Source organism: Stenotrophomonas sp. YJH_SMC_130 (assembly GCF_059369035.1).
Map to the genome: position 1 here is coordinate 199,386 of NZ_JCAFSH010000001.1, position 12,049 is coordinate 211,434.

12 protein-coding genes are annotated in these 12,049 nt (G+C 66.5%); 5 read left to right on the top strand and 7 right to left on the bottom strand.

Going from position 1 to position 12,049, the window contains the following annotated elements; all coding sequences use genetic code 11:
* Positions 1–133: 133 nt before the first annotated feature.
* The 4 genes from ppnN to grxD all read right to left on the bottom strand — a co-directional run bounded on the left by ppnN (position 134) and on the right by grxD (position 6,322).
* Positions 134–1,522: a nucleotide 5'-monophosphate nucleosidase PpnN gene (ppnN, locus tag AC5P5V_RS01045; RefSeq protein ID WP_019659018.1), complete on the bottom strand. Its 1,389-nt coding sequence runs from the start codon at positions 1,520–1,522 to the stop codon at positions 134–136.
* A 252-nt stretch (positions 1,523–1,774) separates the two neighbouring features.
* Positions 1,775–4,996, bottom strand: coding sequence for a TonB-dependent receptor (locus tag AC5P5V_RS01050; RefSeq protein WP_082783292.1), 3,222 nt, complete (start codon positions 4,994–4,996; stop codon positions 1,775–1,777).
* A gap of 232 nt (positions 4,997–5,228) precedes the next feature.
* Complete coding sequence (locus AC5P5V_RS01055; protein ID WP_231352648.1) at positions 5,229–6,005, bottom strand: SDR family NAD(P)-dependent oxidoreductase; 777 nt, start codon at positions 6,003–6,005, stop codon at positions 5,229–5,231.
* Positions 6,002–6,322 (bottom strand): Grx4 family monothiol glutaredoxin, encoded by a 321-nt coding sequence (grxD, locus tag AC5P5V_RS01060; RefSeq protein ID WP_005415957.1) that lies wholly within the window; start codon positions 6,320–6,322, stop codon positions 6,002–6,004. The genes AC5P5V_RS01055 and grxD overlap by 4 nt, the downstream gene beginning before the upstream one ends.
* Positions 6,323–6,443: 121 nt before the next feature.
* On the opposite strand from grxD, the gene AC5P5V_RS01065 reads away from it, so the two are divergent.
* Entirely contained in the window at positions 6,444–7,022 is a 579-nt protein-coding gene (locus tag AC5P5V_RS01065; protein WP_032954072.1) for a superoxide dismutase, read from the top strand.
* A gap of 75 nt (positions 7,023–7,097) precedes the next feature.
* On the opposite strand, the gene AC5P5V_RS01070 is transcribed toward AC5P5V_RS01065, so the two are convergent.
* The 3 genes from AC5P5V_RS01070 to purE all read right to left on the bottom strand — a co-directional run bounded on the left by AC5P5V_RS01070 (position 7,098) and on the right by purE (position 9,213).
* A complete protein-coding gene (locus tag AC5P5V_RS01070) occupies positions 7,098–7,439 on the bottom strand; it encodes a carboxymuconolactone decarboxylase family protein (protein WP_019659022.1) in 342 nt (113 codons plus the stop codon).
* Positions 7,440–7,564: 125 nt separating this feature from the next.
* Positions 7,565–8,713 carry a 5-(carboxyamino)imidazole ribonucleotide synthase gene (locus AC5P5V_RS01075; protein ID WP_154350504.1) on the bottom strand — a complete coding sequence of 383 codons (1,149 nt, stop codon included), beginning with the start codon at positions 8,711–8,713 and terminating at the stop codon, positions 7,565–7,567.
* A complete protein-coding gene (gene purE, locus AC5P5V_RS01080; RefSeq protein WP_005412808.1) occupies positions 8,710–9,213 on the bottom strand; it encodes a 5-(carboxyamino)imidazole ribonucleotide mutase in 504 nt (167 codons plus the stop codon). The genes AC5P5V_RS01075 and purE overlap by 4 nt, the downstream gene beginning before the upstream one ends.
* 58 nt (positions 9,214–9,271) lie before the next feature.
* Between purE and AC5P5V_RS01085 the strand changes: the two genes are divergently transcribed.
* The 4 genes from AC5P5V_RS01085 to AC5P5V_RS01100 all read left to right on the top strand — a co-directional run bounded on the left by AC5P5V_RS01085 (position 9,272) and on the right by AC5P5V_RS01100 (position 12,000).
* Positions 9,272–9,541: a Trm112 family protein gene (locus AC5P5V_RS01085; protein WP_061478499.1), complete on the top strand. Its 270-nt coding sequence runs from the start codon at positions 9,272–9,274 to the stop codon at positions 9,539–9,541.
* Positions 9,538–10,389: a carboxylating nicotinate-nucleotide diphosphorylase gene (nadC, locus tag AC5P5V_RS01090; protein ID WP_134969050.1), complete on the top strand. Its 852-nt coding sequence runs from the start codon at positions 9,538–9,540 to the stop codon at positions 10,387–10,389. The genes AC5P5V_RS01085 and nadC overlap by 4 nt, the downstream gene beginning before the upstream one ends.
* Positions 10,390–10,571: 182 nt before the next feature.
* A complete protein-coding gene (locus tag AC5P5V_RS01095; RefSeq protein ID WP_134969051.1) occupies positions 10,572–11,573 on the top strand; it encodes a DUF2272 domain-containing protein in 1,002 nt (333 codons plus the stop codon).
* A gap of 67 nt (positions 11,574–11,640) precedes the next feature.
* Positions 11,641–12,000 carry a DUF3301 domain-containing protein gene (locus tag AC5P5V_RS01100; RefSeq protein WP_134969052.1) on the top strand — a complete coding sequence of 120 codons (360 nt, stop codon included), beginning with the start codon at positions 11,641–11,643 and terminating at the stop codon, positions 11,998–12,000.
* The last annotated feature ends 49 nt before the right edge of the window (positions 12,001–12,049 follow it).

Below are 12,049 nucleotides of genomic sequence, written 5' to 3' on the forward strand. Positions count from 1 at the left end.
CGATGGGCCATCGCCCCGCCACCGGCAAGCGGCGGCAGGATGAACGGTCAATCCGGGGCGACGGGCGTCAAAGGCTTGACGACCCGCCCTCCCCTGCCAGTGCCGGCGCGATCCCCATCACGCCGGCCCGGGTTCAGGCCAGCACCTGGTAGCAGGGCTGGTACTCGCCGGAGATCTTCATCCGGCGCTGCTCGACGAAGGCGCGCAGCAGCGCATCCAGCGCCTGCATCATGTCCGGGTCGCCGTGGATCTGGAACGGCCCGAACTGCTCGATGCGGCGCATGCCGTCTTCCTTCACGTTGCCGGCGACGATGCCCGAGAACGCGCGGCGCAGGTCGGCCGCCAGCGCGTGCGGGGCACGCCCGTGGTGCAGGTCCAGCGCCGCCATCGCTTCGTGGGTGGGTACGAACGGCTGCTGGTACTCCCACGGAATCTCGATCGACCAGTTGAAGAAGAACGAGTCCTTCTGCGCCAGGCGGTGCTCGCGCACGCGCTTGATGCCGGTGGCCATCTTCTTCGCAACCGCCACCGGGTCGCCGATGATGATCTCGTAGCGCTCGGCAGCCGCATCGCCCAGGGTCAGGCGGATGAAGCGATCAATCTGCTCGAAGTACGGTGCCGCTACCGTCGGGCCGGTCAGGATCAGCGGGAACGGCAGGTCCTTGTTCTCCTCGCGCAGCAGGATGCCGAGCAGGTACAGGATCTCTTCGGCGGTACCGACGCCACCGGCGAACACGATGATGCCGTGCCCGATGCGGACGAAGGCCTCAAGGCGCTTCTCGATGTCCGGCATGATCACCAGGTGGTTGACGATCGGGTTCGGCGACTCGGCGGCAATGATGCCCGGCTCGGTCAGGCCGATGTAACGCGTCACGGTACGGCGCTGCTTGGCATGGGCGATGGTGGCACCCTTCATCGGGCCCTTCATCGCACCGGGGCCGCAACCGGTGCAGATGTCCAGGCCGCGCAGGCCCAGCTCATAGCCCACCTGCTTGGTGTACAGGTATTCGTCGCGCGAGATCGAGTGTCCGCCCCAGCACACCACCAGGTTCGGGTCGCCCGGATTGAGGATGCGCGCGTTGCGCAGCAGGCCGAACACCGCGTTGGTGATGCCCTCGGATGACTCCAGCTCGGCCGCGTAGGCCGGGCCCATTTCGATGGCCATGTAGGCCAGGTCGCGCACGACGGCGAACAGCAGTTCGGCGACACCGCGGATGATCTCGCCGTCGACGAAGGCCATCGCCGGTGCGTTGACCAGATCGATGCGCACGCCGCGATCCTGCTGCGCCACCTGGATGTCGAAATCAGGGTAGAGGTCGCGCGCCGCGCGCGGATCGTCCGAGGCGCTGCCGCTGGTCAGCACGGCCAGCGCGCAGCGGCGCAGCAGCTCATGCATGCCGCCGGCGGAGGCATCGCGCAGGCGTGCCACTTCGGCCCGCGACAGCACGTCCAGCCCACCGCGCGGGTAGATCCGCGCATCCTGTACCGGCAGCGCACGGGCTGATTTTTCGTTCGTGGTCATATCCAATTTTTCGCTTCCTTCAAGGTTTCCGACTGTACTGCCGCCCCCTTAAAAAGCAAAACGGCCGGGAAGCCCGACCGTTGGATGTGTGCTGCCCGCGTTCGCCATTCCGGGACCGCATCGGCGGCGTTGGCACCGCGCACATTTCTGGATGCTACGCCGTTCCCCGACACCCTGCAAGAACTTTCGCCTGAACGGAAAACGGCCGGGTTTCCCCGGCCGTTTCCACTTACCACTTCAAGCGCTGACGGATCAGAACTTGTACTTCAGGGTCAGCTGCATCGACCAACGCGACACGGCGGTGTTGCCCTTGTCGTTGTTGTTTTCCTGCACCGACGGGTTGTCGGTCGAACCAGTGAAGGAGTACACGTACTTGCCGGTGGCCGGATCGATACCTGCGTAGTTGGCAACGCGACGGGTCGAGTAGAAGCCGTAGTCGTCGATCAGGCCCCACTTCTTGTTCAGCAGGTTGCCGACATTCATGATGTCCAGGGCGACTTCACCCTTGTGACCCTTCATGAAGCCCGGGAATTCCTGGCTGACGCGGACATCGAAGCTGTTGACCCACGAGGCGCGGTGGCGGTTGGCCGGGACCACGCTGCCACGGTAGGCATCGAGTTCCGGGTTCTGCGCCAGCCAGTCGAAGAACTGCTTCTCCATCGCGGCACCGCCGGTGAACAGCACGTCGCCCGGACCCTTCGGCACGTAGAACAGGTCGTTGGTGGCAGCACCGTCGCCGTTGGCATCGTTGTAGAAGATGTAGCTGTACGGACGGCCCGAACGGCCTTCGTAGAACAGGCCGACGCGGGTGGCGTTGTCACCGAAGAAGTTGTGCTTCCACTCCAGGGTGCCGGTGACGCGGTCCTTCATCGCATAACGCGAGTTGTAGGCCACGTTCTCGTTGGCATTGAAGATCAGCGTGTTGTTCCAGTTCGAGGTGTTCTGCGAGCTGGACAGCGGGCTGACCTCGGTCGACTTGGTGTAGGTGTAACCCAGCGACCAGCCCCAGTTCTCGGTCAGCGGCTTGGCCAGCGAGAAGGTGGCCTGGGTGCCGCGGCCCTTGTCGGTGTTGCGCAGGACCAGCACATCGCCGATGTCGGACGGACGGTTGGCGCGGTCAACAGCACCCTTGGTACCGGTCGACATGCCGTAGTCGACACCCTTGTCGATACGGGTATTGGCCTGATTGCGGCCAGCGGCGTTCCAGTAGATCGCGCGGCCATCCTGACCGAAGGCGGTCGGCGCCGACACGTCCAGACGGTCGAAGTAGATGCCGTCCTTGACCTTGGTGAACAGCACTTCGGCCGACGCCACGATGCCGTACCACGGCAGCTCATGGTCGAACGCCAGGTTGGCCTTCCACACCGACGGCAGGCGGGTGCCCGGCGCGATGATGTCAACGTTCTGACGGGCCGAAGCCGGGCCACCGGCCGGGATGTACGGGTTGTTGCCGTCCGGGGTGAAGGCACCGGCCGGGATGCTGCGCTCGTCGTACTCGATGTAGTTCAGGCCGGTGTTCTGGTAGGCACCTGCCAGCCATACGTTCGGGGCGGCGCCGCCGAACAGGCCCACGCCACCGCGCAGCTGGGTCGGGCGATCGCTGTCGAAGGTGTAGTTGAAGCCGACGCGCGGCTGCACCAGGTTCTTGTCGACCAGCTTGGTATTGTTGAAGCCGTACAGCTGCTCGATGCGCGGGTTGTACAGGCGCTGGGTGCTGAAGTCAGGCATGTCGATGCGCACGCCGAACATCAGGTTCAGGTTGTAGTTGATCGCCCAGGTGTCCTGCACGAACACGCCGGTGTTCTTCAGGGTGAAGTCGGCCGGGATGTCGCTGCGGCTGCCATCGGCGCGCGGAGCACGCAGCTGGTAGCGCGAAGCCTTGCCCGCCAGGAAATCGTTGACGCTGTTGAATTCGTACACGCCGTTGAGGTTGCGGCCGTAGAAGTTCATCAGGTCATTCTTCGAGTAATCGAAGCCGAACTTGACGGTGTGGTCACCGATGTACCAGGTACCGGCACCAAAGGCGCTCAGTTCCTTCGACTCGACGATGTTGACGTGGGTGTTCTGTTCGGTACCGACGTACAGCGAATCGTTGCCCGACTTGATGCGGATCTGCGGCATGTCGACCAGCGGGACGCGGTTGGCCGAGTAATCCTTGTGCGAGACCTTGAACTCGGTCGAGAAGTTCTCGGACCAGTCACTGAACAGTTCGCCCATCCAGGTTTCGTACTGGGTCGGCTGCTGGTACCAGAAGTTGCTCAGCGAGATGGCGCTGCTGCTGACCTGCGGGAAGCGAACGACGTTCTGCTCCATCTTGTTGTAGCGCAGGGCCGCACGGTGGTTCTCGTTGATGTTCCAGTCCAGCTTGACCGCATACTCTTCGATCTCGGTCTTGCTGTTCGGCGCCGTCAGGCTGCCCGGGTCGTAGCCCAGCTTGCCCAGGAAGTTCTGGACGTCGGTGATCTGCTGCTGGGTGATGGTGCCACGGCCGATCGGCGTGTCGCTCAGGGCGACGCCGGCAGCCGAGCGCTCGTACTTTTCATAGTTGGTGAAGAAGAACAGCTTGTCCTTGACGATCGGGCCGCCGAAGGTCATGCCGTAGGTCTTCTCGTCCTCGAAGCCGTTGAAGTCCTGCTTGTCACCTTCCAGGCGCGAGCGGACCATGTCCTTGTCGCGGTACGAACCGTACACGGTGCCGTGGAATTCATTGGTACCCGACTTGGTCACGGCGTTGATCACCGCGCCGGTGCCACCGGCGATGGTGGTGTCGTAGTTGGCCAGGTCGATGTTGATTTCCTGGATGGCGTCCATCGACACCGGCTGACGCTCGGTCGGCAGGTTGTTGGAACCCAGGCCGAACGGATCGGAGGCGCTGATGCCGTCGATGCGGATGGCGTTGTAACGGGTGTTCTGGCCGCCGGCCGAGATCGCGCCGTCCGCCTTGCTGACCTGCGAGATGCGCGGGTCGAGACGCACGTAGTCCTGGATGTTGCGGCTGGCCGACGGCAGCGCATCCATCGTTTCGCGGGTCACGTTGGTGCCGGTGCCCATCTTGTTGGCACTGAACAGGTCCAGGCCGCCGGCGGTGGCAACAACGTTCACCGCGTCCAGGTTGGTTGCAGCCAGGTCACCGCCCAGGTTGGCGTTGACGGTGTTGACCTGGTTCAGGTTCAGGTAGACACCTTCCTCGGTCTTGGTGCCTTCACCGGACTTGGTGATGGTGATGGTGTACGGACCACCCACGCGCAGGCCGCGCGCGTTGTATCGGCCCGACGCATCGGTGGTGGCACGCGAAACAGTGCCCGACTCGGTGTGCGTGATGGTGACTTCAGCGCCGGCGACAGGCTGGCCTGCAGCGGACATCACCTGGCCGCCGACACCGGCGGAGGTGCTGCTCTGGGCGAAGGCGGGAGCGGCAGCAAGTGCAGCCACGAGACCAAGGGTAAGCTTGGACATCCGGAGTGGGTGGGTCATTTTTCGGTAGCCTCGATGCGAGTTGGCGATGGCGGAAAAAAAGCGCATCCAAGCAGCCCTGCGGGTGGCTGATCGGAGAGTTATCTGGGGTTCCCTACCGCTCGGCTGAAGGCAGCCCTAACGGTTAACACTAGATTAACACGCTACGCCATCAATGTGACGGTTGTGCGACAAACGGCACCGGTTCGCAACGCAATCGTGACGGGTTCTTCACTCCGCCTTCCCACGGGGCTCACCTTTCCCGAGGCGTCTCACTGGCATCGAGAATCTGCCCGCGCCAGGCGCTCCCAGCGGCGGACAGCAGGGTCACCGCAGCGGCCGCCGCGGCTTCCGGGCCTTGCGCAGCCGGGTCCTGGTCCACGGAATAGGCGCGGGCCCGAAGCGCCGTGCGCAGGGGGCCGGGGTACAGGCCGCTGACCCGGATGGGACTACGGCCCAGTTCATCGTGCAGGCTGGCGATCAGGCCACGCAGGCCGTGCTGGGCCACGCCATACCCCCCCCAATAGGCCTGTCCGACCCGTTCGGGAGCATCGACCGCGAACACCAGAGCGGCATCCTCGCGTTGCCGCAGCAGCGGCAGGCAGGCCTGGGCCAGCCAGGCCGGCGCGGTCAGGGTGACATGGACCGCACGGGCGAAACTGGCCGGGTCAGCCAGTTCAAACGGAGTCAGCCCGGGGAAATGCGCGGCGCAGACCAGCAGTCCATCCAGCCGCCCCAGCTCGCGCTGCAGGGCCTGGGCCAGTTCGGCATAGTCATCGGGGCTGGCGCCTTCCAGGTCCAACGGGTACAGAAGCGGTTCCGGACCGACCGCCTGGACCTGGGCATAGACCCGGTCCAGCCGGCGCGGCTTGCGTCCCAGCAGGACCACGGTGGCCCCGGCTGCAGCTGCGGCGACCGCCGCGGCACTGCCCAGCCCTCCCCCGGCGCCGGCGACCAGTACGACGCGATCCTGCAACGGGCGGCCATCGATCGCCCCGTCAGTCGGTGACGTCGACGGCCAGGCACTCATCCCTGGGTCGCCTCTTCGACGATGCGCTTGAGCTCGCCGGATTCAAACAGTTCCATGACGATGTCGCAGCCGCCGATCAACTCACCATTGATGAACAGCTGCGGGAAGGTCGGCAGATTGGAAAAGCGCGGCAGGTTGGCGCGGATCTCCGGCTCTTCGAGCACGTTGACAGTGCGCAGGGTGACGGCGCCGGCTGCCATCAACGCCTGCACGGCGCGACTGGAAAAGCCGCACATCGGGTATTGCGGGGTGCCCTTCATGAACAGCACGAGCGGGTAACGATCGACCTCGGCCTGGATTTGCTGCATTACCGCCACAACCACACTCCTTGCTTCGCCGGACAAACCGACCGTGATGGTCGGCTAGACTGCCCACGGTAGCCGCCATTGTAAGCGGATGGAACAGGCTGCCGCCGCCCCCCTGGCCACGAACCTGTCCATGCCCGTCGAATTGCCTGCCCTGCCCTACCTCCCCGGCTCCCTGCAGCCCCACCTGTCCGCGCAGACCGTTGAGTTGCATCACGGCCGCCACCACCGCGCCTACGTTGACGCGGTCAACGCCGGCACTCTCGGCACCGAGTGGGAGGAGGCGTCACTGGAAGAGATCGTGCGCCATGCCCAGGGCACGCTGTTCGATGCGGCCGCCCAGGCCTGGAACCACGGCTTCTATTGGCAGTGCCTGCGCCCGCGCGGCGGCGGCGAGCCGCAGGGCCGGCTGGGCGAGCTGGTCAAGCGCCAGTTCGGTGATGCGCAGCGCCTGCGCGAGGAATTCAACCGCACCGCGCTGGGCCTGTTCGGCTCGGGCTGGGTGTGGCTGGTGCAGCACCCCGGTGGCCAGCTCGGCATCCAGGCCACCCGCAACGCCGGCACGCCACTGACCGGCGAAAGCACCCCGCTGCTGTGCTGCGATGTCTGGGAGCACGCCTACTACACCGATTACCAGAATGATCGCGCGCGTTACCTGGATGCCTTCTGGCAGATGGTCAACTGGGAATTCGCCGAGAGCCAGCTGCGCTGACTGCCTGTAGAGCCGAGCCCATGCTCGGCTGGCCGGACAGCAGCCGAGCATGGGCTCGGCTCTACAGATGAAGCGTCACGCGTTCTCGTGCGCAGCCACCGCGTCCATCACCCGCGCCGAGTACACCAGCGCCGCGCCGGCGTTGAGCGACACCGCCACGCCCAGTGCTTCGGCGATTTCCTCGCGGCTGGCGCCATGCTTCAGCGCAGCGTCCACGTGCACGGTGATGCAGCCGTCGCAGCGGGTGGTCACCGCCACCGCCAATGCGATCAGCTCACGGGTCTTGGCATCCAGGTGGTTGGTCTGGGCACCGGCATTGGCCAGGGTGGCGTAGCCCTTGACCGTGTCCGGCGAGAGCTTGCCGATCTCTCCGATGCGGCCCTTCAGTTCCTTGCGATAGGCATTCCAGTCGAGCATGGTCGTGACTCCTGTGAAAGGAGCGCCACGCTACCACCGGCAATGGTGCGCCGATGCCTGCACCGGCGCGCCACACCGTTGCAGGCATACAAGGTTGTGCCGGCCATTGGCCGGCACGCCCGGGCTCAGCGGTTGCGCAGCGCGTGCACTGCCGGCGCCACCTGGGCCTGGCGGTCCAGCTCCAGGCCGACCTGGTCCAGCGCATCGGCCAATGCAGCGGCATCATCGTCGCGCAACGTGGCGTGGCCGACCTTGCGACCTTCGCGCGGCTCCTTGCCGTAATCGTGCCAATGGCCACTGGCCTGACCCAGCACCGGCGCCGGATCGGGCATCTTGCCCAGCCAGTTCAGCATGCAGGCATGGCCGAGCATGCGGGTGCTGCCCAGTGGCAGGCCCAGCACGGCACGCAAGTGATTCTCGAACTGCGAGGTCTCGCTGCCTTCGATGGTCCAGTGGCCGGAGTTGTGCACGCGCGGTGCCATCTCGTTGGCCAGCAGTTCGCCGTCGCGACAGAACAGCTCCAGTGCGAACACGCCCACATACTGCAGGTGCTCGGCGACGCGGCGGGCATAGCCGATCGCTGCCTGCCGCTCGGCGTCGGACAGCACCGCCGGTGCCACGCTGGCCGACAGCACGCCGTCGACATGCCAGTTGCCGGTGACCGGCCAGGCTTCGAAGCTGCCATCGCGGCCACGCACGGCCACCACGCTGACCTCGCGCTGGAAGGCCACGAAGCCCTCCAGGATCAGTCCGGTGCGCTCCACCTGGGCACCGAGCGCATCCCATGCGGCGTCGATGTCGGCTTCGCTGCGCAGGCGGAACTGACCCTTGCCGTCGTAGCCGAGGCGGCGGGTCTTGAGGATGCACGGCAGACCGAACTCAGCCGCCTTCGCCGCCAGCTCGTCGCGGTTACGGATGTCGGCGAAGGCCGGCAGCGGAATACCCAGCTGCTGGAACAGGGTCTTCTCGCTCAACCGGTCCTGGGCCACCGCCAGCGCGGCCGGCGGCGGATAGACCGGCACGCGGTCGGCCAGGAACTGTGCACTGTCGGCAGGTACGTTCTCGAAATCGAAGGTGACCACATCGACCTTGGCGGCGAAGTCCGCCAGGGCCTGGCGGTCATCGAAGGCGCCCACGGTGAGCGGCGCCAGCGGGCCGCTGCAGGCGTCGGCGGCCGGGTCGTACAGTTCGAAGCGAAGCCCCAGCGGCGCACCGGCCAGGACCATCATGCGGGCGAGCTGGCCGCCGCCCAGGATGCCGACAGTCAGGCTCATTGGCGCGGATCGTCGTGGGCCATCACGTCTTCGGTCTGGCGTGCACGGAAGGCATCGAGCGCCTGGCCGATCGCCGGCTGGTCGCTGGCCAGCATCGCCGCCGCGAACAGCGCGGCGTTGGAGGCGCCGGCGTTGCCGATGGCGAAGGTGGCGACCGGGATGCCGGCCGGCATCTGCACGATCGACAGCAGGGAATCCATTCCGTTGAGGGCCTTGGACTGCACCGGCACACCCAGCACCGGCACGGCGGTCTTGGCCGCGATCATGCCCGGCAGGTGCGCGGCCCCGCCTGCACCGGCGATGATCGCGCGCAGGCCACGCGGGCCCGCCTGCTCGGCGTAACTGAACAACACATCCGGCGTCCGATGCGCGGACACCACCTTCACTTCGAACGGAACACCCAGGGCTTCAAGCTTCTGGGCGGCGTGCTGCATGGTTTCCCAGTCGGAACGGGAACCCATGACGATGCCGACAAGCGGCGCGATCGGATTGGGGGTCATTGGCCGTCACCTGCCTTAAAGACGTATTCTAGCCGTCTTCCACGCAAGACGAAGAACCATGGATCGCAAGCTGCTCGACCTGCTGGTGTCCCCGGACACCCGCCAGCCCCTGTCCCTGCTGGATGGCAAGGGCCTGGAAGCCCTCAACAAGGCCATTTCTGCCGGCACGGTGACCAAGGCCGATGGCAACCCGCTGGCGCAGCCGCTGCGCGAGGCGCTGGTCACCCGTGACCGCAAGCAGGTGTTCCGCGTCGACGACGGCATCCCGGTGCTGCTGGCCGAGGAAGCCGTTCCGACCGCCCAGATCGCCGACTTCCCGGCCGCATGAGCACGCTGCCGACGCCAGATGCGGCCGTTGTCGCCGCCGATGTCGCGCGCGCGCTGGCCGAGGACCTGGGCAGCGGTGACGTCACCGCCGCCCTGCTCCCCGACCAGGCGGACAGCGCCTACCTGCTGTGCAAGCAGGATGCGGTGATCGCCGGGCGCCCCTGGTTCGACGCCACCCACCGCGCGCTCGACCCTGACGTGCGCATTGAATGGCACATCGCCGAAGGCGATGCCGTCACCGCCGGCACCGTGCTGGCCCTGCTGCACGGGCGCAGCTGCAGCCTGGTCAGTGCCGAGCGCACGTCGCTGAACTTCCTGCAGACGCTGTCCGGCACCGCGACCACCACTGCCCGCTACGTGGCCGCGGTGGCCGGTACCGGTACCCGCATCCTCGACACCCGCAAGACCCTGCCCGGCCTGCGCCTGGCACAGAAGTACGCGGTGCGCTGCGGCGGCGGCGAGAACCACCGCTTCGGCCTGTACGACACGGTGATGCTGAAGGAGAACCACATCCGTGCTGCCGGTTCGCTGGCCGCGGCGGTGGCCGCCGCACGCCGGCAGTGGCCTGCGCTGCCACTGGTGGTCGAGGTTGAAGACCTGGCACAGCTGCGCCAGGCGCTCGAAGCCGGTTGCGAACGCATCCTGCTGGATGACTTCAGTCCCGACCTGCGCCGCGAGGCGGTGCGCATCACGGCCGGGCGCATTCCGCTGGAAGTCTCCGGCAGCGTCGGCCTGGGCGGCCTGCGCTCGATCGCCGAGGATGGCGTCGATTGCATCTCCATCGGCGGGCTGACCAAGCATGTGCAGGCCATCGATCTGTCGTTGAAGCTGGGCCCGCCGCCGGCTTGAGGCCTGCAGGGCCTTGTAGAGCCGAGCCCATGCTCGGCTGCTTCTCGATTTGCGGCGCGCCCTGCACGCGCTTCGCGCGATGAGCCGAGCGTAGGCTCGGCTCTACACGAGACGGGGCGCCTTCACGGCTCGGCTACGCCAGCCTCTGCGACGCTGCGGGCATCCCCCCACAGGAGCCGCGCATGCGCCGGATGCTCTTGCCTGCCTGTCTGCTGCTCGCGGCAGCCCCCTTGTCCGCCGCAGCCGCTGAAGCCTGCGATGTCCCTCCCCGCTTCGGCCTGAGCCCATTGGCGGTGGCCATCCGCAATACCGCCTGCAACGAGCACCGGCTGTGGTTCCGGCCCTTCATCGATCGCGATGGCCGCGCGGCGAGTCTGAGTGTCACCGAGGCGGAGAACGAACACCTGGCCGACAACGGGCTGATTGCCTGGCAGCGCGTGGCCGGCTACTGGCGCAACAGCGGCACGCTCAACGCGATGGGCAGCATCGCCGGTGCCAGCAGCTGCGTGGCACCGCTGGGTACGCGCTACACCGACAGCGACTGCCGCGCCTTCCTGATCGACAATCCGTGGTCGGCCGCTTTCATTTCCTGGGTGATGGTGCAGGCCGGCGTTCCCGGCTTCAACACGTCGCCGCGCCACATCGACTACATTCGTGCCGCGTACCAGGGCGGCCCCTCGGGCGTGCCGTACCGGCTGGTCGATCCCGCGACCGCAAAGCCCGCACCGGGCGACCTGTTGTGCTTCCTGCGCGACCGCAGCACGACGCTCAGCTACAGCGGGCTGGTGCAGGCGCTGGGCAACGGTTCGGTGGGCCACTGGAAATCACATTGCGAAGTGGTGGTGGCCGCCAACCTCGGCGGCGACCAGACCCTGTACCTGGTCGGTGGCAACGTGATGAACACCGTGGCGATGCGGTTGCTGCCGCTGGACCGCACCGGGCTGATCAAGCTGCCCCCGGCACGCGAACGCAACAGCACCGGCATCGACCCCAGCTGCACGCCGGGCCGCGAGGACGAATGCAGCTTCAACCGCCAGGACTGGGCGGCCCTGCTGCAGCTGACCGCGACATCACCCGTGGTGATGCCCTCGCCAACTGCCACACCAATACAGACCGCTCCGGCGCCGCAACCGGTGATCGTGCCCGCGCAGCCAGTGCCCGACGAACCACAGCCGCGGCGGTGAATGCAGCGCTTGATCCAGCGCGCGTTCGCCGCCATCTTTGCCGGATCGACCTCTGACGGCTGACGCCATGCCTACCCTGCTGCTGTTGCTGATTGCCGGCGGAATCATCTACTTCTTCTGGAACGCCGCACGCTCGGCCGCCGAGCGCGCGGTCGAGCTGGGACGCAATGCCTGCCGCGCCGCCGACGTGCAGTGGCTGGACCAGGCGGTGCACGCCACCGGCCTGCGACTGTCGCGTGGCGAGGATGGCCGACTCGGTTTCGAGCGCACCTTCAAGTTCGAGTATTCCTACGATGGCATCGATCGCCACGTGGGCCGCATGGTGCTGCGTGGCGACCAGCTGATTTCGTTCACCGGCCCCGGTGCCGCGCGGATCAGCCAGATCCGGCCGGATGTGGAGGATGTGGAGGATGCCGAGGATGCCTAGGGTTTGAAGATGTGCCGGCCAACGGTCGGCACCCACCGCCAGACGGGCC

Coding starts and splice junctions, on each gene's coding strand:
- ppnN (WP_019659018.1), bottom strand. CDS start 1,522: ATGACCACGAACGAAAAATCAGCCCGTGCGCTGCCGGTACAGGATGCG.
- AC5P5V_RS01050 (WP_082783292.1), bottom strand. CDS start 4,996: ATGACCCACCCACTCCGGATGTCCAAGCTTACCCTTGGTCTCGTGGCT.
- AC5P5V_RS01055 (WP_231352648.1), bottom strand. CDS start 6,005: ATGAGTGCCTGGCCGTCGACGTCACCGACTGACGGGGCGATCGATGGC.
- AC5P5V_RS01065 (WP_032954072.1), top strand. CDS start 6,444: ATGCCCGTCGAATTGCCTGCCCTGCCCTACCTCCCCGGCTCCCTGCAG.
- AC5P5V_RS01070 (WP_019659022.1), bottom strand. CDS start 7,439: ATGCTCGACTGGAATGCCTATCGCAAGGAACTGAAGGGCCGCATCGGA.
- AC5P5V_RS01075 (WP_154350504.1), bottom strand. CDS start 8,713: ATGAGCCTGACTGTCGGCATCCTGGGCGGCGGCCAGCTCGCCCGCATG.
- purE (WP_005412808.1), bottom strand. CDS start 9,213: ATGACCCCCAATCCGATCGCGCCGCTTGTCGGCATCGTCATGGGTTCC.
- AC5P5V_RS01085 (WP_061478499.1), top strand. CDS start 9,272: ATGGATCGCAAGCTGCTCGACCTGCTGGTGTCCCCGGACACCCGCCAG.
- nadC (WP_134969050.1), top strand. CDS start 9,538: ATGAGCACGCTGCCGACGCCAGATGCGGCCGTTGTCGCCGCCGATGTC.
- AC5P5V_RS01095 (WP_134969051.1), top strand. CDS start 10,572: ATGCGCCGGATGCTCTTGCCTGCCTGTCTGCTGCTCGCGGCAGCCCCC.
- AC5P5V_RS01100 (WP_134969052.1), top strand. CDS start 11,641: ATGCCTACCCTGCTGCTGTTGCTGATTGCCGGCGGAATCATCTACTTC.